Here is a 22,667-nt window from a genome sequence, read left to right as displayed (position 1 = left end):
CGGCATCACGCGCCGAGCGCCCGCCCCAGCCGGCTGAGCCCCTCCGTGATCTCCTCCGGCGTCTGCGTCACGAAGCACAGCCGCAGCGTCGCCGGGTCGGGCTCACCGGCGTGGAAGGGCGCGCCGGGGACGTAGGCCACGTCGTGCCGGACCACCGCGGGCAGCAGGGCGGCCGTGTCGTGGCCGTCGGGCAGCCGCGCCCACAGGAACATGCCGCCCTCGGGCCGGTTCCAGACCGACCCCTCGGGGAGGGCGCCGGGCAGTCCGGCGAGCATGGCGTCCCGGCGTTCGCGGTAGACGCCGGCGACGCGGGCCACATGCGCGTCGAGGTCGGCGACGGCCAGGTAGCGGGCGGCGGCGAGCTGGTTGACGGTCGGGGTGTGCAGGTCGGCCGCCTGTTTGGCGACCGCGCAGGCGCGACGCAGCTGTGCCGGGGCGCGCAGCCAGCCCAGCCGCAGACCGGGGGCCATGACCTTGGAGAAGGAGCCGAGCAGCACGGTCCGGTCGCGGGCGTCGGGGTGGGCGGCGATCCAGGGGACGCGCTCGCCCTCGTAGCGGAGTTCGCCGTAGGGGTCGTCCTCGACGATCCACAGGCCGTGGCGGGCGGCGACGGCCGCGAGGGCTGCGCGGCGCTCGGCGGGGAGGGTGCGGCCGGTGGGGTTCTGGAAGGTGGGGACGGTGTAGAGCAGCTTGGGGCGTTCACGGGCCACCAGGTCGGCCAGCGCCTCGGGGTCGGGGCCGTCCGCGTCGCCGGGCACCGGGACGACCCGGGCGCCCGCGAGGCCGAAGACCTGGAGGGCGGCGAGGTAGCAGGGGTCCTCGACGAGGACGGTGTCGCCCGGGTCGAGCAGGGCCGCGGCCAGGAGGGACAGCGCCTGCTGCGAACCGGCGGTGACGAGGAGGTCGTCGGCGCCGGTCGGCAGCCCCCGCGCGGACATGCGCGCCGCCAGCGGCTCGCGCAGCGCCGGTTCGCCCTCGGTGGTGGAGTACTGAAGGGCCCGCCCGGGCGTCTCCTCCAGCACGTGCCGGAAGGCGTCGGCGACGCCCTGCCGGTCGAAGAGCTCCGGTGCGGGCAGCCCGCCCGCGAAGTTGATCACCTCGGGCCGGGCGGTGACGGCCAGGATGTCCCGCACGGGCGACCCGCCGACGGCGAGGGTGCGCGCGGCGAAAGCCGGAACGGGCGCGGCGGGAACGGCAGTCGACGCCTCGTCGGCGGGGGAGGTGTCGGCTGGGACGACGGTCATGGCACGGCTCCTTCGGCTGCGGGGGCGTACGCCTCGCGTCCCGAAGCCTAGGGAAGTGCATGCCGTCTACACGTTACTTTCCACGATCCGGACGTGAGGTGAGCCGTGGGACGTCCTCACGGTCGCGGAAGGGCGGCCCGACGAAGGCCCGTGCCCTGCGACTCCTACGGCGTCGGGGAAGCCCCCGCCCGGCCCCACGCGGAACCGCCGACCGGAAACTCGTAGGCGGGCCGGCCGTTGTTGCCGCTGGTGCGGAACGGCTTGCCGTGGTCGTCGACGATCAGCGTCCCCCGCCGCGGCCCGCTCGACCAGGACAGCTCCAGCACCCAGCTCACGTCGTACGCGGAGGCGTCGGCGCTGATGTAGTAGATCTCCGGGTCGGACTCGCTCACCGTGAACGGGAAGTCCTCCGTCCCCGCGTCCGGCACCGGCTTCGGCCGCGCCGCGTCGAGGGCGACGGAGAAATGACGCTTCGGCATGCCGCCGCCGCAGCCGACACCCGGGTACCCCATGGCGTAGTCGTTCCAGGCGAGCGGTGAACGCTTCTCCACCGTGCGGACCCTCAGGCTGTTCACGACGACGGTCTCGTCCCCCGCCCCCTGCACGGTCACCGCCACCATCTGCTGCCCCGAGGGCACGGCACCGTGCGCGGCGACCCAGGCGGGCGCATGCTGTTCGAGCGGCGGCGGCGCGACCCGGTCCGGCTCCCTGTCGATCAGGTACCGCTGGGAGCAGGGATCGATCCAGGCGTGCGACCGGACGTCGACGGTGAAGGGCGGCGCGGCCGCGCCGGGGTCGGGGGCCGCCCCCGCGGCGCCTCCACGGGCGTGGCGCGACGGCGTCAGGGAGCCGGACGGCGACGCGGTCGAAGCCGAGGGCGAGGCGGAGGAAGGGGAAGGGGAGAGGGACGGGGCGGAGGCCGACGGCGAGCCGCTCACCGCCCCTGGCGCGGACGCGGCGCCGGCCGGACGCGCGTCACCGGCGTCCCGGTCGCCGCCCGGCAGGCTCAGGGAGAGGGCGAGCGCCACGGCCCCGAGGGCGGTGGCGGCGCCGACGACGGCGAGGAGGCGTGCGCGACGCCGTACGCCGGGGTCGTGCGCCCCGCCGTCGCCGTCGGGACCGCCCGGGTCCCGCACCGGCCCTTCGAGCACCTCGGTCGCCGCGTCGGCCCTGTCGTCGCCGTTCTGGTCGACCGCGTCCGCGGTCATGGTGGTCCCGCTCACCGCGCCACCGCCGGCGGTCGACGGGGCCGCCCCGTCGTCGTCGGCCCTGTCGTCGCCGTCCCCGTCGACCGCGTCCGCGGTCACGGTGGTCCCGCTCACCGCGCCACCGTCGGCGGACGGCGCGGCGGCACCGCCCGCGCCGCCCGACGCCTCGCTCCCCTTCCTGCCGCGCCCCGCGTCGGCCAGCACCCACCGCCGGTGGAGCTCGACCAGTTGCGCGGGCGTCGCCTTGCAGAGCCGGGCGAGCCGTTCCACCGGCGCGTAGTCGGTGGGGACGGCGTCCCCGTTGCAGTAGCGGTGCAGGGTCGACGTACTCATGTGGAGCCGCTTCGCGAGCGTTCCGTAGCTGAGCCCGGACCGGTCCTTCAACTCCCGCAACAGCTCCGCGAAGTCCGCCGCAGACACCGTTCGTCCACCCCCCATGTCCCACCCCTGCGTTCCAGGGATGGCTTGTTTTCCCAGCTCAGATGCGTTGTGTCCGTTCCAGCGTCCCTGATCGCCCGCCGGACGTGGCGGCCGGGACGGATCACCCCACATGCTGAGGTCATCCAAGCACGCCGCTCCCGCCGACCGGTCGAGCAGCCTGCGCCAACACCTTTTCCAGGAACGGGTCTTCACCATGCGCATCCGCCGCACCAACCCCCTCTTCGCCCCTGCGATCGCCGCCGTCGCGGCCCTGTCTCTCACGGCGTGCCAGGACGGCACGGGCACGAAGACCGAGGGCGCGTCGACGCCGGTGTCGTCGGCGGTCACCTCGCAGCCCGGGAACACGGGGGCTGCGGACACGGGCACGACGACGGACTCCGGCACCGGCACGGTCACCGACACGGGCTCCGGCACCGGTTCGCACGCGAAGCCCGCCGGCGGCACGTCCGGAAAGCAGACCTCCGTCACCGCCCCGCGGGGCAAGGGCAAGGACACGGACCCGAACGCCCCGGAGAACCGCGTCCTGTGCAACGGCTCGAACACCAAGGTGACCGCCAAGCCGGTCCCGCGCCCCCTGAACCACATGCTGATCACGGTCACCAACACCGGCAGCAAGGTCTGCGACCTCACCTACTACCCCGTGCTGCGCTTCGAGGAGATGCAGTGGGCGCCGCAGGCCGCGGAGGGGACCAGGCCGCAGGCGGTGACGACCCTCTCCCCCGGTGAGTCGGGTTACGCGGGCGTCCTGCTGTCGGCGGCCGACGGCAGCGGCGAGGGCGGCATGACGGCGAAGAAGCTGACGGTGGGCTTCCAGGGACGCACGCCGGACAGCGACGGCGGCGCGGTGGCGAAGCCCTCCCTGCCGGCCGGTGGCGTGTACTACGACAGCTCGCTGCAGGTGACGTACTGGCAGCAGGACATGGCCGACGCCCTCGAGTGGTGACCCTCGGCAGGCAGCGCCCGCCTCACCGGAGCTTCTGGGCCGCCTCGGTGGCCCAGTAGGTGAGGATGTTCCGCGCCCCGGCCCGCTTGATGCCGGTCAGCGTCTCCAGGATGGCCCGGTCGCGGTCGAGCCAGCCCTTCTCGGCGGCGGCCTCGACCATCGAGTACTCGCCGGAGATCTGGTAGGCGGCGACGGGCACGTCCACGCTGTCGGCGACGCGCGCGAGGACGTCCAGGTAGGGTCCGGCCGGCTTGACCATCACCATGTCGGCCCCTTCCTCCAGGTCCAGCGCCAGTTCGCGCAGCGACTCCCGCAGGTTGGCCGGGTCCTGCTGGTAGGTCTTGCGGTCCCCCTTCAGCGAGGAACCGACCGCCTCCCGGAAGGGCCCGTAGAAGGCGGAGGAGTACTTGGCGGTGTAGGCGAGGATCGCGACGTCCTCCCGGCCGATCTGGTCCAGGGCGTCACGGATGACGCCGATCTGCCCGTCCATCATTCCGCTGGGGCCGACCACATGGGCGCCGGCGTCGGCCTGGACCTGGGCCATCTCGGCGTACCGCTCCAGGGTGGCGTCGTTGTCGACGCGCCCTTCCTCGTCCAGCACACCGCAGTGCCCGTGGTCGGTGGTCTCGTCCAGGCACAGGTCGGACATGACGAGAAGGTCGTCCCCGACCTCGGCCCGCACGTCCCGGATCGCCACCTGGAGGATCCCGTCCGGATCGGTCCCCGGCGTCCCGAGCGCGTCCTTCTTCGACTCCTCCGGCACCCCGAACAGCATGATCCCGGAGACCCCGGCCGCCACCGCCTCGGCGGCCGCCTTCTTCAGACTGTCGCGGGTGTGCTGGACGACCCCGGGCATCGCCTGGATCGGCACCGGCTCGCTCACGCCCTCCCGCACGAACGCGGGCAGGATGAAGTCGGCAGGATGCAACCGGGTCTCGGCGACCATGCGCCGCATCACGGGGGAGGTGCGCAGCCGCCGGGGACGCGTACCGGGAAAGGATCCGTACTTCGTCATGCGCTCTACGCTACGCCCGCCCCGGCAGCCCCTTTACCGACGCCGGGTCGGTGGAGCCGCCGACGCGGACGGCCCCGCCCCCGACGACTGACGTCGACTCGGGGGCGGGGCCGTGCGGCCGGTGTCTCAGGTGGCCCGGCGCCGCCGGGCGCCCGGACGGCGCTCGCTCGGGCGGGTGACCGGGTCGCCCGCTTCCAGAGCCGCGGTCCGGCGGCGGACGCCGAAGTCGGCCAGGGCCTCGGCCAGCTTGAGCGCGGACGGCTCCGGCGCCATGACGTCGACGCGCAGACCGTGTTCCTCGGCGGTCTTCGCGGTGGCCGGGCCGATGCAGGCGATCACCGTCACGTTGTGCGGCTTGCCGGCGATGCCCACCAGGTTGCGGACCGTGGAGGACGACGTGAAGAGCACGGCGTCGAAGCCGCCGCCCTTGATCGCCTCCCGGGTCTCCGCCGGCGGCGGCGAGGCCCGCACGGTCCGGTAGGCCGTGACGTCGTCGACCTCCCAGCCGAGCTCGATGAGACCGGCGACCAGCGTCTCGGTGGCGATGTCGGCCCGCGGCAGGAACACCCGGTCGATCGGGTCGAACACCGGGTCGTACGGCGGCCAGTCCTCCAGCAGACCGGCGGCGCTCTGCTCACCGCTGGGCACCAGATCCGGCTTCACGCCGAAGGCGACGAGCGCCTTGGCGGTCTGCTCGCCCACCGCCGCGACCTTGATCCCGGCGAAGGCCCGCGCGTCGAGGCCGTACTCCTCGAACTTCTCCCGGACCGCCTTGACGGCGTTCACCGAGGTGAAGGCGATCCACTCGTAGCGGCCCGTGACCAGGCCCTTCACCGCCCGCTCCATCTGCTGGGGCGTGCGCGGCGGCTCGACGGCGATCGTCGGCACCTCGTGCGGCACGGCCCCGTAGGACCGCAGCTGGTCGGAGAGCGACGCCGCCTGCTCCTTCGTGCGCGGCACGAGCACCTTCCAGCCGAACAGCGGCTTGGACTCGAACCACGCCAGCTGGTCGCGCTGGGCGGGGGCGGAACGCTCGCCGACCACGGCTATCACCGGCCGGCCGCCCTCGGGCGAGGGCAGCACCTTGGCCTGCTTCAGCGTCTGCGCGATCGTGCCGAGCGTGGCCGACCAGGTGCGCTGCCGGGTCGTCGTACCGGCGACGGTGACCGTCAGCGGGGTGTCGGGCTTGCGGCCCGCCGACACCAGCTCGCCGGCCGCCGCGGCGACCGAGTCGAGGGTCGTCGAGACCACGACCGTGCCGTCCGACGCGCCGACCTCGGTCCAGCACCGGTCGGAGGCGGTACGGGCGTCCACGAACCGGACGTCCGCGCCCTGCGCGTCCCGCAGCGGCACACCCGCGTACGCGGGCACGCCGACCGCCGCGGCGACGCCGGGAACGACCTCGAAGGGCACGCCGGCCGCGGCACAGGCGAGCATCTCCGCCGCCGCGTACGTGTCGAGTCCGGGGTCCCCGGACACCGCACGCACCACCCGCCTGCCGCCCCGCGCGGCCTCCATGACAAGATGTGCGGCATCCCGCACCGCGGGATCAGCAACGGTTGTTGACGCGCCGTCAACGACCGCGGCGAGAGGCGCGACCGTGCCCGGAAGCGGATCCGAAGGACCGGTCTCCGCGTTCACGACGGTGACGCCCGGCCGGGCGTGCGTCCGGACGACGTCGAGCACCTCGTGCTCGACGACGAGGACGTCCGCGTGGGCCAGGGCCTCCACGGCGCGCAGGGTCAGCAGTCCCGGATCCCCGGGTCCGGCACCGAGGAAGGTGACGTGCCCGTGCTCAGGAACGGCGGCGGCAGGAAGGGCGGTGGGGCTCACTGTGCTCGCTCCCCCATCAGACCGGCCGCGCCCTGGGCAAGCATCTCGGCGGCGAGTTCGCGACCGAGCGCCATTGCCCGGTCGTGCGTGTCGGGCACGGGACCGGTGGTGGACAGCTGCACCGTGCGCGAACCGTCGGTCGTGCCGACGACGCCGCGCAGGCGCATTTCCTTGACAATCTGCCCGTCGGCCAGGTGGTCGGCCAGCGCACCCACAGGGGCGCTGCAACCGGCCTCCAGGGCGGCGAGCAGTGACCGTTCGGCGGTCACGGCGACCCGGGTGAACGGGTCGTCGAGCTCGCCGAGGGCTGCGATCAGAGCTGCGTCCTGGGCGGTGTCGCCCGCCCTGCACTCGATCGCCAGTGCCCCCTGGCCGGGGGCGGGCAGAACCGTGTCGACCGACAGGAAGTCGGTCACTTCCTCACTACGCCCGATCCGGTTCAGTCCGGCGGCGGCCAGGACGACGGCATCCAGCTCTCCGTCCCGGACGAAACCGATCCGCGTGTCGACGTTGCCCCGGATCGGGACCGTCTCTATGTCCAGCCCGTGGGCACGCGCGTACGCGTTCAGCTGCGCCATCCGGCGCGGCGAACCCGTGCCTATGCGCGCCCCGCGCGGCAGGTCGGTGAACTTCAGCGCGTCCCGGGCGACGATCACGTCGCGCGGGTCCTCGCGCACCGGTACGGCGGCCAGGACCAGCTCCTCGGGCTGCGTGGTCGGCAGGTCCTTCAGCGAGTGGACCGCGAAGTCGACCTCGCCCCGCGCCAGCGCGTCGCGCAGCGCGGTGACGAACACCCCGGTGCCGCCGATCTGCGCGAGGTGCTCGCGGGAGGTGTCGCCGTAGGTGGTGATCTCGACGAGCTCGACGGGCCGCCCGGTCACCCGGCGTACGGCGTCCGCCACCTGCCCGGACTGGGCCATGGCGAGCTTGCTCCGTCTGGTCCCGAGCCTCAGTGCCTTCGTACTCATGCCGGCCCTCGGTTCTTGGCGTGGTTCTCGATGATCTCGATGCTGTGGTCGCCGTCCGCCCCCGCGTCCTCACGGGCCCGCGAGACGGCGGCCACCGCCTCCTGGTCGAGGTCGAACAGGGTCCGCAGCGCGTCCGCGTACCCGGCGCCGCCGGGCTCCGCCGCGAGCTGCTTGACCCGCACGGTCGGCGCGTGCAGCAGCTTGTCGACGACCCGCCGCACGGTCTGCGTGATCTCGGCGCGGTGCTTGTCGTCCAGGCCGGGCAGCCGCCCCTCGAGGCGGGCGATCTCGCCGGCCACGACGTCGGCCGCCATGGTGCGCAGGGCGACCACGGTGGGCGTGATGTGCGCGGCCCGCTGCGCCGCGCCGAACGCGGCGACCTCGTCGGCGACGATCCGGCGGACCTGGTCGACGTCGGAGGCCATCGGAGCGTCCGCCGAGACCTCGGCGAGCGACTCGATGTCCACCACCCGCACCCCGGCGAGCCGGTGCGCGGCCGCGTCGACGTCCCGCGGCATGGCGAGGTCCAGCACGAACAGCACCGGCTCCGGCCGTACCGGCGCGGCGGCCTGCTCGGGCCTGCGGCGCTCGGGGACCCGGCCCAGCGTGGCGGCGGTCGCGGCGAGCGCGGTGATCAGCTCGGCGTCGGCCTCGGGCCGGCGCGCGGCCTCCCGGCGGTCCACGCCCGCGCCGGCGACCCAGGCGGCGTGCTGCTCCAGCGTCGCGGCGTCCATGCCGGCCACGGCGGCTTCCCCCATCACGGAGAAGCCGGACTGCTGCACGGCCTGCAGGTCGAGCGGGCAGTTGTCGTCGGCGCCGGCGGCGCCCGCGGTCGCGGTCGGCAGCGGCCGCACCCCGGCCCGCGACGGCTCCTGCGCGTACGCGTCCTCGGTGAAGGCGACGGGCGCGCCGGTGCGGCCCTCGACCGCCGCCGCGACCGCGTCCGCCGTGAGGACGAGCCCCGTCGCCCCGGTACAGGAGACGGCGACGTCGGCACGTGTCAGCTCATGCCGCACCGCCTCCATGGGGACGGCGCGGGCCGTCAGCCCCGGCTGCCCCGCCTCGGCCAGGCTGGGCCCGTACTGCTCTTCGAGCAGGTGCGCAAGGCGCTCGGCGCGGTCGAAGGTGCGGTTGGCGACGACGATCTCGGCGACGCCGACCCGGGCGAGCGTGGCCGCCGCCAGCGAGGACATGGAGCCGGCGCCGATGACCAGGGCGCGCTTGCCGCGGGCCCACGCCGTCACGTCCCCGCCCGCGGCCAGCTGCTCCAGGCCGAAGGTGACCAGGGACTGGCCGGCGCGGTCGATGCCGGTCTCGGAGTGGGCGCGCTTGCCGACCCTGAGCGCCTGCTGGAACAGGTCGTTCAGCAGCCGTCCGGCGGTGTGCAGCTCCTGCGCGCGGGCCAGCGAGTCCTTGATCTGGCCGAGGATCTGCCCCTCGCCGACGACCATCGAGTCCAGACCACAGGCCACCGAGAACATGTGGTGGACGGCGCGGTCCTCGTAGTGCACGTACAGGTACGGCGTGAGCTCCTCCAGGCCGACCCCGCTGTGCTGGGCGAGCAGCGTGGACAGCTCGGCGACACCGGCGTGGAACTTGTCCACGTCGGCGTAGAGCTCGATGCGGTTGCAGGTGGCGAGCACGGCGGCCTCGGCGGCCGGCTCGGCGGCGAGCGTGTCCTGGAGCAGCTTCGACTGGGCGTCCGCGCAGAGCGAGGCGCGCTCCAGCACGCTGACCGGAGCGGTGCGGTGGCTCAGTCCCACGACGAGGAGACTCATGCCGGCATCACGGCGGGGACGTCCCCGTCAGGGCCCTGGTCGGCGGACGCGCGGCGGGGCGTGGGCGCGGGGCCGGCGCCGTCGCCGGACGCGGCCTCCTCACCGGCCTTGCGCTGCTCGTGGAAGGCGAGGATCTGCAGCTCGATGGAGAGGTCGACCTTGCGCACGTCGACCCCGTCGGGGACGGACAGCACGGTCGGCGCGAAGTTCAGGATGGAGGTGACGCCGGCGGCCACGAGCCGGTCGCACACCTGCTGGGCGGCGCCGGCCGGGGTCGCGATGACGCCGATCGACACGCCGTTGTCGCTGATGATCTTCTCAAGCTCGTCGCTGTGCTGCACCGGGATCCCGGCGACCGGCTTCCCGGCCATCGCGGGGTCGGCGTCGATGAGGGCCGCGACCCGGAAGCCGCGGGAGGCGAACCCGCCGTAGTTGGCGAGCGCCGCGCCGAGGTTGCCGATGCCGACGATCACTACCGGCCAGTCCTGGGTGAGGCCGAGCTCACGGGAGATCTGGTAGACGAGATACTCGACGTCGTAGCCCACCCCGCGCGTCCCGTAGGAGCCCAGGTAGGAGAAGTCCTTGCGCAGCTTCGCGGAGTTGACGCCCGCCGCGGCCGCGAGCTCCTCGGAGGAGACGGTGGGGACCGAGCGCTCCGACAGCGCGGTCAGCGCGCGGAGGTACAGCGGAAGCCGGGCGACGGTGGCCTCGGGAATCCCTCGGCTACGGGTCGCCGGTCGGTGAGTTCGGCCAGTTGCCACGGTGCTCCTGCGGGTAGAGCGGGGCTGCAGGCGGTCATGCGTCCCCAGACCGCCCCGTCGAAAGCAGGCTATGTCTTTGTGAACGCGTGCACAAAGATGGTGTCCGATTTGCCCGGCCAACGTGACCGGGGTCACGCGCCTCCGGCCCATGCACGGAGAGGCGGCGCTCACGCGCCCGCGCTCCTTCACTACCGGGGGCAAAACCGCACACTCTCCTCACGAATCCCGCCCCCGAGACCTGGTCACCGACGATCCTAAGCGACTTCGGCGCCCACTTGGACTGGTCGGTCAGTTGTCGATCATCGAGCGCCCGGCCCGCCGAGCCGCCGGACGTCCGCCCGCCGCAGCGCAGGCGCACGCCCACCCGCCGCTCACCGGCCCCTCGACGGTCACCCGCCCGTCACCCGCCCGTCAACTCCCTGCGCAGCCGCTCCTCGTTCACCCGCCAGAAGGTGTGCTGTTCACCGTCGACCAGGACCACCGGGATCTGCTCCCAGTACCGGTCGTGCAGCTCCGCGTCCTCGGTGATGTCCCGCTTCTCCCACGGCACGCCGAGATCGGCGCACACCTTCTCGATCACCAGCTGTGCGTCATCGCACAGATGACAGCCCGGCTTGCCGATCAACGTCACCAGCCGGTCCTGCGGGGCGGGGCCCTTGCGGCGGAAGAGGGGACTCATGTCAGCCATTCTCGCGCGGCGACGCGCGGACGGCCGCCGTCGCCCCGATTCCGCTTTCCCCCCGCGCCCACCCCACTTCTTTAACGACACGGTCGCGGAGAGTTCACAGCGTTCAAACCTCGTGACTCCGGAACCACGGGATGAACTGGCTATGCTCACGCCATGGCCGCTCTCGGATGGCTCACTCCCCGTAGGCGCTCCGCCACGGCGCGGAGCGTGTTGGCAGGCGAGGCCTCGGCGGAGGCCGCCCGCAAGTCCAGTCAGGACACCCAGGACGAAGCGCAGTTCCCCGTCCACGGCGACGAGAAGGCCGCGGCCTTCTTCGACCTGGACAACACCGTGATGCAGGGCGCCGCCCTCTTCCACTTCGGCCGTGGCCTGTACAAACGGAAGTTCTTCGAAACCCGCGAGCTCGCCCGGTTCGCCTGGCAGCAGGCGTGGTTCCGGCTCGCCGGCGTCGAGGACCCGGAACACATGCAGGAGGCCCGCGACTCGGCGCTCTCCATCGTCAAGGGCCACCGCGTCAGCGAACTCCAGTCGATCGGCGAGGAGATCTACGACGAGTACATGGCCGAGCGCATCTGGCCCGGCACCCGGGCGCTGGCCCAGGCGCACCTGGACGCCGGACAGAAGGTGTGGCTGGTCACGGCGGCGCCCGTGGAGATCGCCCAGGTGATCGCCCGCCGCCTCGGCCTCACCGGGGCGCTCGGCACGGTCGCGGAGTCGGTGGACGGCGTCTACACCGGCAAGCTGGTGGGCGAGCCGCTGCACGGCCCGGCCAAGGCGGAGGCGGTGCGCGCCCTGGCCTCGGCGGAGGGCCTCGACCTCTCCCGCTGCGCCGCCTACAGCGACTCCCACAACGACATCCCGATGCTCTCCCTCGTCGGCCACCCCTACGCCATCAACCCCGACGCCAAGCTCCGCCGGCACGCCCGCGACCTGGACTGGCGCCTGCGGGACTACCGCACGGGCCGCAAGGCGGCCAGGGTCGGCATCCCGGCGGCCGCCGGGGTGGGCGCGGTGGCGGGCGGCACGGCGGCGGCGATCGCCCTGCACCGCCGGCGCCGTTGACGCGCCGTTGACCGACACGTCAACCGGACGACCCGCTGAGCGGCGGGCCTGACCAGCGGTCCATGGCCGGCGGCCTGACCGGAGGCCGCCGGTCCGGCCCCTGCGGCCCCCAACTGTGCGCGGACGACGCCCGTTGTCCGCGCACCGCCACAACACGCCCCGGAGCGACCGGAAACTCGAACCGTTCCGAACAACAGGCGGTCACTTTCCGCAACTTGATCGGGCGGCAATCGGCTTCAGAGGCGATGTAATCGACACTTTGAGCAACTCGGTGTAGCAGCGCCTGTACGAAGCGTTATTCTCCTCAGACGCAAACCGGTACCCCTCCGTCGCTACGACGGGTGAAAGGTCCCGCACTGCACGTGATGGAAGCTCTGCCTCTGGGAGTCCCGTGTACCCACACGTCGGGGTTGACACCTCGGGCCTGGCTACGCTGCGCGCAAAGGTCGCTACGGTCCAGGACCTGTTGCGCGGCTTCGTCCCCACCGCGTACGCCGTCCCCGCCTTCGCCGCCGCTCCGAACGGGCCGTGCTACGCACTGGCCGACGGCCTGGAGCAGGCGCCGGCGCGCAGCGTCGTCGAGGGGCGGCGGTCGGGCGACGGACGCACGGCCGGCAGACGGGGACGCGCGACCGGCGCGGCCGCCGCCCGCCGGCCGGCCGCCGACAGCGACAGCGCCCGGATGATGGACCTCGTCGAGCGTGCCCAGGCCGGCGAGGCCGAAGCCTTCGGGCGGCTGTACGACCAGTACAGCGACACCGTGTACCGGTACATCTACTACCGGGTGGGCGGCAAGGCGACCGCCGAGGACCTCACCAGTGAGACGTTCCTGCGCGCCCTGCGCCGGATCGGCACCTTCACCTGGCAGGGCCGCGACTTCGGGGCCTGGCTCGTCACCATCGCCCGCAACCTCGTCGCCGACCACTTCAAGTCCAGCCGCTTCCGGCTGGAGGTGACCACCGGCGAGATGCTCGACGCCAACGAGGTCGAGCGCTCCCCCGAGGACTCCGTCCTGGAGTCCCTGTCCAACGCGGCGCTGCTGGACGCCGTACGCCGGCTCAACCCCCAGCAGCAGGAATGCGTCACGCTGCGCTTCCTCCAGGGGCTGTCCGTCGCCGAGACCGCCCGTGTGATGGGCAAGAACGAGGGCGCCATCAAGACGCTCCAGTACCGGGCCGTCCGTACGCTCGCCCGGCTCCTCCCCGACGACGCCCGCTGACTCCGCCGCCCTGCCGCCCTCGCCGCCGCCTACTGAGGGCCACCTCAACTCACTTTCGGTGAAAGTCCGTTGACTTCCCCATCCGATCATCCGCAGTCCGTAACCCAAGTGCCGCGCCAGTCGTTGTGCGGGATACAGGCTCCCTGTGGTCACGTCCCGGCCCTCCCCGATCACCTGATCGTGTGGAAGCGGTCGCGGGCGTGCAACCCCCCGAACCCCCGGGGAGCCGACCGTCATGACGAGAGGAGGTGCCGCCAGTGATCGCGAACGTATCGGCGCACCGGCGGGCGAACGCCTTCGCCCAGGCCCTGGAGGAACAGTCCGACCAGGGCACGGCGGCCGAGCAGTCCGAAGGATCGGCACCGGCCCCGGCCGCTGCGGACCAGACCGAGCGGGGCCGCCTCCTGGCCCTTGCGACGAGTCTCGCCGAGCTGCCCCAGCCGGAGTTCGACCCCGAGGTCAAGGTCGTCCAGCGCGCCCAGTTGGTCGCCGCCATGGAGGCCATGCTGAAGGCGGGCGCCGCGGGCGAGGACGCATCGGTACCCGAACAGCGGTCCCGCGCGCGGGGATCCCACCGGGCGACCCCGTTGAGCAAACTCCGACCGCGTTCACGGCTCGCCAAGGGCCTCACCGCGGGCGGGCTCAGCGTCGGCGTGGCCGCCGGAGCGTTCGGCGGCGTCGCCGCCGCGAGCTCCGACGCCCTGCCCGGCGACTCCCTGTACGGGCTCAAGCGGGGCATCGAGGACTTCAAGCTCAACTATCTCGCCGAGGGCGACGGCGAGCGCGGCCGGGCCTACCTCGACCAGGCCTCCACCCGGCTCGGCGAGGCCCGCCGGCTGATGGAGCGCGGCCGCGGCGGCGCCCCGCTCGACCACGAGTCCCTCGGCGAGATCCGGCGTGCCCTGTCCGGCATGCAGCACGACGCCTCCGAGGGCCACCGGCTGCTGCACGAGGCGTACCAACGCGACCCGGACTCCCTGGGCCCCATCCAGGCGCTGTCCGCCTTCTCGCGCTCGCACCGCGACGTCTGGGGCGACCTGCGCGAGAAGCTGCCCGTACAGCTGGGGGACGTCAGTCAGCAGGTGTCGTCGGTCTTCGACGCCATAGACCAGGAGGTCGCCCCGCTGCAGTCCCTGCTGCCCCAGCCGCCCGCCCAGGGCGGCGCCCAGGACGACCGACGGCAGCGCACGGGCACGGGCGCGGGTACGGACACGGCGTCCCCCGGCGCCTCGGGCGCCGACCGCTCGTCCGCCCCCAGCACCGGTGGCACCACCCCCGGCGCGGACCGCCCCAGCGGCGGCAGCGGCAGCCCCGGCAACCCGTCCGCCAGTGGCAGCGAGGAGGACGGACTGCTCGGCGGCAACACCGGCGGTCTGCTCGACCCGCCGCAGAGCGCCGACATCAGCCCGCCGTCCGCCGGCCTGCCCACCCAGCCCGACGTCACCGTCCCGCCCCTCCTCCCCGGCCTCCTTCCCGGCCTGGGCATCAACGGCGACGACACGGACTGACCGGCGCGAGCACGTAGTACGGCTGTGGGGCGCCCTTCCCGGAAGGGCGCCCCACAGCCGTCGGCGTTTCAGAAGAAGACCGACCTGCGCTGCACCAGCAGCTTGTACAGCGTGTGCTGGATCTGCTCGCGCACCTGGTCGGTCAGGTTGAACATCAGCATCGGATCCTCCGCCGCCTCCGGCGGATAGCCGTCCGTCGGGATCGGCTCCCCGAACTGGATCGTCCACTTCGTCGGCAGCGGCACCGCACCCAACGGCCCCAGCCAGGGGAACGTCGGCGTCAGCGGGAAGTACGGGAACCCCAGCAGCCGTGCGAGGGTCTTGGCGTTGCCGATCATCGGGTAGATCTCCTCCGCCCCGACGATCGAGCACGGGATGATCGGAGCGCCCTTGCGCAGCGCCGTGGAGACGAACCCGCCCCGGCCGAACCGCTGGAGCTTGTAGCGCTCGCTGAAGGGCTTGCCGATGCCCTTGAAGCCCTCCGGCATCACCCCGACCAACTCGCCCTGCCCGAGCAGCCGCTCGGCGTCCTCCGCGCACGCGAGCGTGTGCCCCAGCTTGCGCGCCAGCTCGTTGACGACCGGCAGCACGAACACGAGATCTGCGGCCAGCAGCCTGAGGTGACGATTCGCCGGATGGTGGTCGTGGACGGCGACCTGCATCATCAGGCCGTCCAGCGGCAGCGTCCCGGAGTGGTTGGCGACGATCAGCGCACCGCCCTCGGCCGGGATGTTCTCGACGCCCTTCACCTCGACCCGGAAGTACTTCTCGTACACCGGCCGCAGCAGCGACATCAGAACCTGGTCGGTGAGCTCCTCGTCGTAGCCGAAGTCGTCGACCTCGTAGTCGCCCGTGAGGCGGCGGCGCAGGAACGACAGCCCGCCCGCGATGCGCCGCTCCAGGCCGCCGGCGTCCTCCCGCGGCTCCCCGGTCGCCCGGCTGCCGTCCTGCGCGGCCGCCCCGGGCAGGGGCGGGACCGGTGCCGCCGTGCTCCCCGCAGCGGCCTCGCCGATCTCGAGGACCGGCGCCGGCTCGCCGGTCGCGCGCCGGCTCCCCGCGCTCCGGCGCCGCGACGGCCGCTGCACGGCGCCCCCGCGGGACCGGTCGTCGTCGAACGGAATGACCTTGGCGTCCGCCATCGTTGATGCGCTCCTCAGTTGGCGCTCTGCGTCGGGGGGTGGCCGCCGCCCGCGAGGGGCAGCGCGGCGATCCGGTCGACGGCCCCCGCAAGGGCCTCGGGGGGCAGGAGACCCTGCCCCTGACTGCGTGCGAAGTCCGCGAAGGCCTCCGCGGTGGTGTATCTCGGCGTGAATCCCAGCGTCTCGCGCATCTGGTCCGTGGCCACAACCCGGCCGTGCGTGAGAAGCCGGATCTGCTCGGGCGAGAAGTCCGTCATACCCAGCGTACGCACGAGGGAGCCCGCCCAGGTGACGGCGGGGAGCAGCAGCGGCACGGTGGGCCGCCCGAGCCGCCGCGAGCACTGCGACAGCAGCAGCACGCCGTCCCCGGCGATGTTGAACGTGCCGCTGTTGAGCGTGCCCCGCGCCGGCTCGTGCGAGCCGATCCGCAGCACCTCGATCACGTCGTCCTCGTGCACGAACTGCAGCCGGGGGTCGTAGCCGAGCACGGTGGGCAGCACCGGCAGCTTGAAGTAGGAGGCGAGCGGCGTCTCGGCGGTCGGCCCGAGGATGTTGGCGAACCGCAGCACGCACACGGCGACGTCGGGCCGCCGCCGGGCGAACCCGCGCACATACCCCTCGACCTCGACGGTGTCCTTCGCGAACCCGCCGCTGGGCAGGGCCTTGGCCGGGTTGGTCTCGGTGAACACCGCGGGGTCGCGCGGCGCGGAACCGTAGACGTTGGTGCTGGACTTCACCACCAGCCGCTTCACACTGGGCGACTTCTGGCACGCGCCGAGCAGCTGCATCGTCCCGATGACGTTGGTCTCCTTGACCACCGTCCGGCTCCCGCTGCCCAGCGCGGTCGCCGTCACGTCCAGGTGGACGACGGTGTCGGCGCCGGTCTCGGCGAGGACCCGCGCGATGGTGGGCTGGCGGATGTCGGCCTGGATGAAGTCGGCCCCGCCGAGATGGTGCTCGGGCCGCACGGCGTCCACGGCGATCACCCGCTCGACCCCGGGGTCACGCAGGATCCGGCGTACGAACCGGCCCCCCAGCTGTCGGGCCACTCCGGTCACGAGCACGACCTCGCCCAAGATCAGCGCCTTCCTTCCGTTTCGGTCCGGCCTGAACTGCTGCACTGCTCGTACCCTGCCGCGTTCCCCGCTCGCGGGCCAACCTATCGGGTCGATGCCGCGCTGTGGCGACCGCCCGACGCAGGAGGTGACCAGATCGGCCAGCCCCTATACGTGTGGCCCCCCACCGACAAAGGATGGGGGGCCACACACGCTTTCGCGGTTCGCGTCGCGAACTTACTTCTTGTTACGACGCTGAACGCGCGTGCGCTTGAGCAGCTTGCGGTGCTTCTTCTTGGCCATCCGCTTGCGCCGCTTCTTGATTACAGAGCCCACGACTACCCTCGCTCACTTCTCATCACTCGGTGCTGGGCGACATGGGCCCATACGACCTACGAGGGGCTAGCCTACCCGCCCGAGCGCTGAGCTCGTAATCGAGGGCGTGGAGGGGCCGGCGAAGCGCCCTGGGCCGGCTCCCCCACCGCGTCGGTCAGACGGTTTCCACCCCCACGTAGCTCTCGCGGAGGTACTCGTGAACCGCGTTCTCCGGGACACGGAACGACCGCCCCACCCGGATCGCGGGCAGATGACCGCTGTGCACCAGCCGGTACACGGTCATCTTCGACACTCGCATCACCGAGGCGACTTCCGCCACGGTAAGGAACTGAACCTCGCTCAGAGGCCTCTGGTCAGCAGCCATGACACACCTGAACCTTCCGCACTCGACTCGACGGCCACCGGCTTCCCCTTCCGGTGACTCTTCGTCGCTGCGTGCTCACTCCCCAATGTAGGGGCGGGTGATGCGAGTGGGGAAGAGGTGCACCCGCCGCCGGACTACTGTGACAGAGACGCCCGATCGAGTACGTAGCGGATCAGCGGCCGGTAGTGACCAGACCGCACGGCATCATCAAGTGGAACGGCCACGGACACCGACCCCTCGGCCTCCCCGACGAACAGCGCGGGATCGTCCGTGTCCGCCGGCCCCATCGCCTCGAACCCCAGCTGACCTGCCCCGCAGACCCATCCGTGGTCGCCGATCACCAACTCCGGCAGCGGCCCGCCGCCCTCCGCCGCCGCCGCCAGCGCCAGTCGAACCGGGAGGGGGGAATGGGTGTGCGCGCCGGTCGCACCACCGGGGCGCTCGCTCTCCGGTTCCCGCACCAACCCGACACCGCGTACGTAGTCGAGGTTGTACGTGCGTAGACCGAACCGGGTCGTTATGTCGACACAGCGACCCTGCGCCGGGGTGAGGACAGCACATCCCGCCGCCGACAGAGCGTCCGCTAGCCCGGCGTAGAAACCGAGCAGCCGGTGCGGGTGGCCGGTGCCCAGCAGCACCGGAGCGCCACGCTGGGCGACCGAGGCGAGCCGCTCCGCGAAGAGGTCCAGGGCGGCGATCGTCCGCCTCGGGTCGATCACATCATGCCCCGACGTCAGTCGAGGATCGGCCGAAACACCACACTTGGCCGCCATCAACTCGATCACATCCCGCTGGCTCCACGTCCGTTCGGGATCGAGTCCGATCAATACCCGGGGATCGCGCGCCGCGAACAACCGATAGCTCCGCAGACTCTCCTCCCGGGAGGTGGCCACCACCCCCGCCAACCGAGCAGCCAGCAGATGCGCCCGAAGACCCCCGGAACTCAACACGCCAGCGATGCTGACGGACCCGACCGCACCGAGCGCGGGAAACGGCACAAGTGGACACGGTCGGCCTAAGGGACACCCCGAGCCCGGCGCCGCCCGGCGCGGCTACGCCAGCAAGCCCCGCAACGGGAAGGCGGCACGCCGGGTCGCCAGCACCGCCTGGTCCAGCCGGTCCGCCGGGTCGTACCCCGCCTCCCAGTCCGCCCACTCCACCGGCCACCGCCCGTCGGTCATCCGCATCGGCCCCAACTGCCGGGTCCGCGCGAAGACCTCCTGCCGCCACCCCTCCGGGATCACCGTCTCCGGCGGCACCGGGGCCCCCGCCGCCACGCCCACCAGATGCGCCCAGGACCGCGGCACCACGTCCACCACCGCGTAACCGCCCCCGCCCAGCGCGACCCACTTCCCCCCGGCATGCTCATGGGCCAGGTCGTGGCACGCGACCTGCACCGCCCGCTGCGCGTCCAACGACACCGCCAGATGCGCCAGCGGATCCTCGAAGTGCGTGTCCGCCCCGTGCTGGGTCACCAGCACGTCCGGCCGGAAGTCGGCGATCAGCTCCGGCACCACCGCGTGGAACGCCCGCAGCCACCCCGCGTCGCCCGTCCCGGCCGGCAGCGCCACGTTCACCGCCGACCCCTGCGCACAGTCCGCGCCCGTCTCCTCGGGCCACCCGGTCTGCGGGAACAACGTCCGGGGATGCTCGTGCAACGAGATCGTCAGCACCCGCGGGTCCTCCCAGAACGCCGCCTGCACACCGTCCCCGTGATGCACGTCCACGTCCACGTACGCGACCCGCTCCGCGCCCAGCTCCAGCAACCGCGCCACGGCCAGCGACGCGTCGTTGTAGACGCAGAACCCCGAAGCGCCGCCCGGCATCGCGTGGTGCAGCCCGCCCGCGAAGTTCACCGCGTGCAGCGCCTCCCCCCGCCACACCGCCTCCGCCGCCCCCACCGACAGCCCCGCGATCAGCGAGGACACCTCGTGCATCCCCGCGAAGGCCGGATCGTCCATCGTCCCCAGCCCGTACGACATGTCAGCGGCCCCCGGATCCAGCGAGGCCGCCTTCACCGCCGCGATGTAGTCCTCCCGGTGGACGAGCCGCAGCGTCGAATCCCCCGCCGGCCTGGCCGACACGATCCGCACCTCACGGTCGAGACCGAGGGCGTCGACCAGTCGACGCGTCAGAGACAGCCGGACCGGATCCATCGGATGGTCCGGACCGAAGTCATAGCCCGTTACTGCCTCGTCCCACATCAGCTGTGCGCGGCCGCTCATGCCCGCCACCGTATCGGTCCGGCGAAGGCGCGAACGATCTGGCGTACACCGACGTCACCAGCACCAACACCATCGGCACCGCCATCGCCCCGCGATAGCTCCACGCGTCCCCCAACGCCCCCACCAACGGCGAGCCGACCAGGAAACCCACATAGTTGAAGACGTTGAGCCGCGCGACCGCCGCGTCCGACGCCCCGGGGAACAGCCGCCCCGCCGCGGCGAACGTCTGCGGCACCAGCACGCACAGCCCGAGGCCCACCAGCGTGAACCCGCCCATCCCCGCCCACGCCCCCGGCGCGAGCGCCACCACGCCGAACCCCAGCGCCGCCACCGTCGCCCCCAGCCGCACCACCACCACGGCTCCGAACCGCCGCACCCCGAAGTCCCCGATGGCCCGCCCCAGCAGCGTGGTCACCATGTAGACGTTGTACGGGACGGTCGCGAGCTGCTCCGAACTCCCCAGCACGTCCTGGAGGTACTTGGCACTCCAGTTGGAGACGGTCGAGTCCCCGATGTAGGCGAAGGTCATCACCAGACACAGCGGCAGCAGCATCCGGAAGACGAGGCCCTCCTCACCGCCCCGCCCGGCGTCCACCGGCGCGGCCCCGGAGCCGCCGTGGGCGTCCCCGTCGACGTACCACCGGCTCCCCACCAGCGCCACCGGCAACAGCACCGCCACCACCGGCAGATACGACACCCACAGCGTGAGATGCCAGTGCGCCCCCACCCACGCCAGCGAGGCCCCGACGATCCCGCCCAGGCTGTACGCGGCGTGAAAACTCAGCATGATGCTGCGCCGGTACGCCCGCTGGAGGCTGACCCCGAGCATGTTCATCGAGGCGTCCAGAGCGCCCACGGCGAGACCGAACACCGCGAGCGAGATCCCCAGCTCGGCCATCCGCTCCCCGAGGCCGACGCCGAGCAGCGCCAGCAACACGACCGGCTGGGACCAGCGCAGCACCCTGCTGGGCGGTATCCGCCGCACCAGCCGCTCCGTGGTCACGCTGCCGACGCCGGCCAGGACGGGCACCGCGGCGAGGAAGGCGGGCAGCAGGGCGTCGGAGACGCCGTACCGGTCCTGGACGGCCGGAATCCTCGTCACGAGGAGAGCGAAGGCCACTCCCTGCGCGAAGAAGCTGAACGCCAACGAGGCCCTGCCTCGCCGCAGTACGTCTGTCATGGCGGCGAGCGTAGGGCCCCGGGGTGATCGTGGATAGATCCAGCCAAAGGTGAGTTTCCCTCAGTTCTACCGGGTGGTCTGGAGGGCGAGCTCGGGCTCACGGATCCCGGCCGTGTTCTCCTGCGCTTCCGGCTTCTGCGGCTCGGCGGCGGGGGCTTCTTTCAGCTCCGCCGCGAGGATCGCCGCCATCGGCCCGGCGCCGAGAGCGCCGCTGACCAGGAACCCGGCCACCATCGAGACGGCCATGACGACCCCGCCGAGCCACACCATGGTGTCCACGGGGACGGTGTAGGCCCCGACCACCCGCGCCACGCACTCGGCGAGCAGCACCACACCCCAGACCACGGAGAACGCCCGCTCCCGGCACAGGAAGTCCGCCGAGCGGACGGAGCCGCCCGAGGCCAGCCGCTGCCAGGCGGCCTCCCTGGCCGCGTCCCCCTTCACCAGGAAGGGCTTCATCCCCGCGGTCATCATCGGCTTCCCGAGCGCCACGGAGAGCAGGATCCCGACCGCGACAGTGCTGCTGACCGCGCTGTCCTTGGCGAGCATCAGCCGCGGGTCGCCGGAGACGAAACCCAGCGACAGCGACACCACGTTCACGACGAGGATCAGCCCCGCCAGCGGGTTGGTCCTGCGCTCCTTGACCACGCTCCACACGGTCCGCAGAGCCGGCCCGACGCTGCTCCAGGCGAGCGCCGCGAAGGTGCTCATCCCGAAGCCGTCCTTGAACAGGTAGTACGAACCGAGCGGCAACGCCACGTCCACGATCAGCGGAGCGAAGTTCTTCCTCGCGTTGTGCTTCGTGTTCCGGCCCTGGGAAACCGAGTTCGTCGTCATGCCCTCAGCTTCGCCGTCGGCGGGGGCCGGTCACCAGAGACGATCGTCCGGAGCTCCGTATGACAGATGTCAGTCGAGCAGCGCCGTCAACTCGCTCATGTCGGAGAAGAGTCGGGTGGCCTCCGCCAGGTCGGCTGCGGGCGTCATGCGGGTGAACCCGTACACGTCCATCCCGGCCGCGACGGCCGCACGCACGCCCAGCGGTGAGTCCTCGACGACCACGCAGCGGGCAGGCGCGACGCCCATCCGCTCGGCGGCGTGCAGGAACAGATCGGGCGCCGGCTTCCCCTTGCCCACGTCCTGGGCGCTGAATATCCGCGACTCCCCGAACCATCTGTCGAGCCCCGTCGTCCGATGCCCCACCCGGATCCGCTCGTGGCTCCCCGAGGACGCCACGCAGTAGGGCACCTCGCCGGCGGTCAGCTTCTCGAGCACGCCCACGACGCCGTCCACCGGCCGCAGTTCGCGCGCGAACGCCTCGAACACCCGCCGGTGGAACTCGTCGTCGAACTCCGCCGGCAGTCGCTTCCCGGTGCGCTCCAGGACCAGGTCGTGGATCCGGTGCATCGCGGAGCCCATGTAGTCGCGAACGGAGTCCTCGTACGAGGTGGGATGCCCGAGCTCCGTGAGATACGCGGCCAGCAGCCGGTTGGAGATCGGCTCACTGTCCACCAGGACACCGTCATTGTCGAAGATCACCAAGTCGTAGGGCATATACAGACCCTAAACGCAGAAAACCCCCGCACCGTGAGGTGCGGGGGTTTTCCCAATGATTGTTCGGCGGCGTCCTACTCTCCCACAGGGTCCCCCCTGCAGTACCATCGGCGCTGTGAGGCTTAGCTTCCGGGTTCGGAATGTAACCG

At 72.3% G+C, this 22,667-nt stretch carries 21 protein-coding genes and 1 rRNA gene; 4 read left to right on the top strand and 18 right to left on the bottom strand.

From position 1 onward, the window contains the following. Positions 1-5 precede the first annotated feature (5 nt). Together EV567_RS16480 and EV567_RS16475 are read right to left on the bottom strand one after the other, a co-directional pair. Positions 6-1,244, bottom strand: coding sequence for a PLP-dependent aminotransferase family protein (locus tag EV567_RS16480; RefSeq protein WP_130440752.1), 1,239 nt, complete (start codon positions 1,242-1,244; stop codon positions 6-8). A gap of 164 nt (positions 1,245-1,408) precedes the next feature. Continuing rightward, positions 1,409-2,872, bottom strand: coding sequence for a helix-turn-helix transcriptional regulator (locus EV567_RS16475; RefSeq protein ID WP_130440750.1), 1,464 nt, complete (start codon positions 2,870-2,872; stop codon positions 1,409-1,411). A gap of 214 nt (positions 2,873-3,086) precedes the next feature. On the opposite strand from EV567_RS16475, the gene EV567_RS16470 reads away from it, so the two are divergent. Further along, positions 3,087-3,836 (top strand): DUF4232 domain-containing protein, encoded by a 750-nt coding sequence (locus EV567_RS16470; RefSeq protein WP_130441630.1) that lies wholly within the window; start codon positions 3,087-3,089, stop codon positions 3,834-3,836. Between the two features lie 22 nt (positions 3,837-3,858). Here EV567_RS16470 and hemB read toward each other — a convergent pair whose 3' ends face one another. The 6 genes from hemB to EV567_RS16440 all read right to left on the bottom strand — a co-directional run bounded on the left by hemB (position 3,859) and on the right by EV567_RS16440 (position 10,879). Continuing rightward, positions 3,859-4,851, bottom strand: coding sequence for a porphobilinogen synthase (gene hemB / locus EV567_RS16465; RefSeq protein ID WP_130440748.1), 993 nt, complete (start codon positions 4,849-4,851; stop codon positions 3,859-3,861). A 126-nt stretch (positions 4,852-4,977) separates the two neighbouring features. Then, the gene (locus tag EV567_RS16460) at positions 4,978-6,684 is read right to left on the bottom strand and encodes a uroporphyrinogen-III synthase (protein ID WP_130440746.1); all 1,707 of its coding nucleotides are present in this window, start codon (positions 6,682-6,684) and stop codon (positions 4,978-4,980) included. Then, positions 6,681-7,652, bottom strand: a complete 972-nt coding sequence (hemC, locus tag EV567_RS16455) for a hydroxymethylbilane synthase (RefSeq protein ID WP_130440744.1) — start codon at positions 7,650-7,652, stop codon at positions 6,681-6,683. Before hemC ends, EV567_RS16460 begins: the two co-directional genes overlap by 4 nt. Then, positions 7,649-9,430 (bottom strand): glutamyl-tRNA reductase, encoded by a 1,782-nt coding sequence (locus tag EV567_RS16450; RefSeq protein WP_130440742.1) that lies wholly within the window; start codon positions 9,428-9,430, stop codon positions 7,649-7,651. Before EV567_RS16450 ends, hemC begins: the two co-directional genes overlap by 4 nt. Further along, positions 9,427-10,191, bottom strand: coding sequence for a redox-sensing transcriptional repressor Rex (locus EV567_RS16445; protein WP_130440740.1), 765 nt, complete (start codon positions 10,189-10,191; stop codon positions 9,427-9,429). The genes EV567_RS16450 and EV567_RS16445 overlap by 4 nt, the downstream gene beginning before the upstream one ends. Before the next feature lie 400 nt (positions 10,192-10,591). Next, entirely contained in the window at positions 10,592-10,879 is a 288-nt protein-coding gene (locus EV567_RS16440) for a glutaredoxin family protein (protein ID WP_130440738.1), read from the bottom strand. Between the two features lie 153 nt (positions 10,880-11,032). Here EV567_RS16440 and EV567_RS16435 point away from each other — a divergent pair, with 153 nt between their 5' ends. The 3 genes from EV567_RS16435 to EV567_RS16425 all read left to right on the top strand — a co-directional run bounded on the left by EV567_RS16435 (position 11,033) and on the right by EV567_RS16425 (position 14,668). Further along, complete coding sequence (locus EV567_RS16435) at positions 11,033-11,941, top strand: HAD family phosphatase (protein ID WP_130440736.1); 909 nt, start codon at positions 11,033-11,035, stop codon at positions 11,939-11,941. A gap of 391 nt (positions 11,942-12,332) precedes the next feature. After that, positions 12,333-13,160 (top strand): ECF subfamily RNA polymerase sigma factor, BldN family, encoded by an 828-nt coding sequence (locus EV567_RS16430; protein WP_130440734.1) that lies wholly within the window; start codon positions 12,333-12,335, stop codon positions 13,158-13,160. Positions 13,161-13,417: 257 nt separating this feature from the next. Next, on the top strand, positions 13,418-14,668 hold the full coding sequence (locus EV567_RS16425) for a DUF5667 domain-containing protein (protein ID WP_130440732.1): 1,251 nt from the start codon (positions 13,418-13,420) through the stop codon (positions 14,666-14,668). Positions 14,669-14,736: 68 nt separating this feature from the next. On the opposite strand, the gene EV567_RS16420 is transcribed toward EV567_RS16425, so the two are convergent. The 10 genes from EV567_RS16420 to rrf all read right to left on the bottom strand — a co-directional run. Then, positions 14,737-15,807: a lysophospholipid acyltransferase family protein gene (locus EV567_RS16420; protein ID WP_130440730.1), complete on the bottom strand. Its 1,071-nt coding sequence runs from the start codon at positions 15,805-15,807 to the stop codon at positions 14,737-14,739. Positions 15,808-15,821: 14 nt separating this feature from the next. Continuing rightward, on the bottom strand, positions 15,822-16,883 hold the full coding sequence (locus EV567_RS16415; protein WP_130440728.1) for an NAD-dependent epimerase/dehydratase family protein: 1,062 nt from the start codon (positions 16,881-16,883) through the stop codon (positions 15,822-15,824). 216 nt (positions 16,884-17,099) lie between these two features. Beyond that, positions 17,100-17,198 carry a 30S ribosomal protein bS22 gene (locus EV567_RS16410; RefSeq protein ID WP_003948845.1) on the bottom strand — a complete coding sequence of 33 codons (99 nt, stop codon included), beginning with the start codon at positions 17,196-17,198 and terminating at the stop codon, positions 17,100-17,102. A gap of 154 nt (positions 17,199-17,352) precedes the next feature. Further along, positions 17,353-17,562, bottom strand: coding sequence for a helix-turn-helix domain-containing protein (locus EV567_RS16405; RefSeq protein ID WP_130440726.1), 210 nt, complete (start codon positions 17,560-17,562; stop codon positions 17,353-17,355). Between the two features lie 134 nt (positions 17,563-17,696). Further along, complete coding sequence (locus tag EV567_RS16400) at positions 17,697-18,512, bottom strand: phosphatase (RefSeq protein ID WP_130440724.1); 816 nt, start codon at positions 18,510-18,512, stop codon at positions 17,697-17,699. A 102-nt stretch (positions 18,513-18,614) separates the two neighbouring features. Further along, positions 18,615-19,787, bottom strand: coding sequence for an acetoin utilization protein AcuC (locus EV567_RS16395; RefSeq protein ID WP_130440722.1), 1,173 nt, complete (start codon positions 19,785-19,787; stop codon positions 18,615-18,617). Continuing rightward, complete coding sequence (locus EV567_RS16390; protein WP_130440720.1) at positions 19,738-20,967, bottom strand: MFS transporter; 1,230 nt, start codon at positions 20,965-20,967, stop codon at positions 19,738-19,740. The genes EV567_RS16395 and EV567_RS16390 overlap by 50 nt, the downstream gene beginning before the upstream one ends. Before the next feature lie 66 nt (positions 20,968-21,033). Continuing rightward, positions 21,034-21,804, bottom strand: coding sequence for a VC0807 family protein (locus EV567_RS16385; protein ID WP_242620850.1), 771 nt, complete (start codon positions 21,802-21,804; stop codon positions 21,034-21,036). A 69-nt stretch (positions 21,805-21,873) separates the two neighbouring features. Continuing rightward, positions 21,874-22,518, bottom strand: coding sequence for an HAD family phosphatase (locus EV567_RS16380; protein WP_130440718.1), 645 nt, complete (start codon positions 22,516-22,518; stop codon positions 21,874-21,876). Between the two features lie 61 nt (positions 22,519-22,579). Next, positions 22,580-22,667: ribosomal RNA gene (gene rrf / locus EV567_RS16375) — 5S ribosomal RNA — on the bottom strand; the annotation flags it as partial.

The sequence above is a fragment of the Streptomyces sp. BK239 genome (assembly GCF_004217285.1).
GTDB lineage: Bacteria > Actinomycetota > Actinomycetes > Streptomycetales > Streptomycetaceae > Streptomyces.
Note: the sequence above shows the minus strand (reverse complement) of the source record. Positions and strands in the feature narration are given on the sequence as shown.

Bases quoted from the DNA above. Each gene is read 5' to 3' on its own strand.
- EV567_RS16420 (WP_130440730.1), bottom strand. From the start codon at position 15,807: ATGGCGGACGCCAAGGTCATTCCGTTCGACGACGACCGGTCCCGCGGG.
- EV567_RS16480 (WP_130440752.1), bottom strand. From the start codon at position 1,244: ATGACCGTCGTCCCAGCCGACACCTCCCCCGCCGACGAGGCGTCGACT.
- EV567_RS16385 (WP_242620850.1), bottom strand. From the start codon at position 21,804: ATGACGACGAACTCGGTTTCCCAGGGCCGGAACACGAAGCACAACGCG.
- hemB (WP_130440748.1), bottom strand. From the start codon at position 4,851: ATGACGAAGTACGGATCCTTTCCCGGTACGCGTCCCCGGCGGCTGCGC.
- hemC (WP_130440744.1), bottom strand. From the start codon at position 7,652: ATGAGTACGAAGGCACTGAGGCTCGGGACCAGACGGAGCAAGCTCGCC.
- EV567_RS16470 (WP_130441630.1), top strand. From the start codon at position 3,087: ATGCGCATCCGCCGCACCAACCCCCTCTTCGCCCCTGCGATCGCCGCC.
- EV567_RS16450 (WP_130440742.1), bottom strand. From the start codon at position 9,430: ATGAGTCTCCTCGTCGTGGGACTGAGCCACCGCACCGCTCCGGTCAGC.
- EV567_RS16440 (WP_130440738.1), bottom strand. From the start codon at position 10,879: ATGGCTGACATGAGTCCCCTCTTCCGCCGCAAGGGCCCCGCCCCGCAG.
- EV567_RS16435 (WP_130440736.1), top strand. From the start codon at position 11,033: ATGGCCGCTCTCGGATGGCTCACTCCCCGTAGGCGCTCCGCCACGGCG.
- EV567_RS16390 (WP_130440720.1), bottom strand. From the start codon at position 20,967: ATGACAGACGTACTGCGGCGAGGCAGGGCCTCGTTGGCGTTCAGCTTC.
- EV567_RS16395 (WP_130440722.1), bottom strand. From the start codon at position 19,787: ATGAGCGGCCGCGCACAGCTGATGTGGGACGAGGCAGTAACGGGCTAT.
- EV567_RS16405 (WP_130440726.1), bottom strand. From the start codon at position 17,562: ATGGCTGCTGACCAGAGGCCTCTGAGCGAGGTTCAGTTCCTTACCGTG.
- EV567_RS16380 (WP_130440718.1), bottom strand. From the start codon at position 22,518: ATGCCCTACGACTTGGTGATCTTCGACAATGACGGTGTCCTGGTGGAC.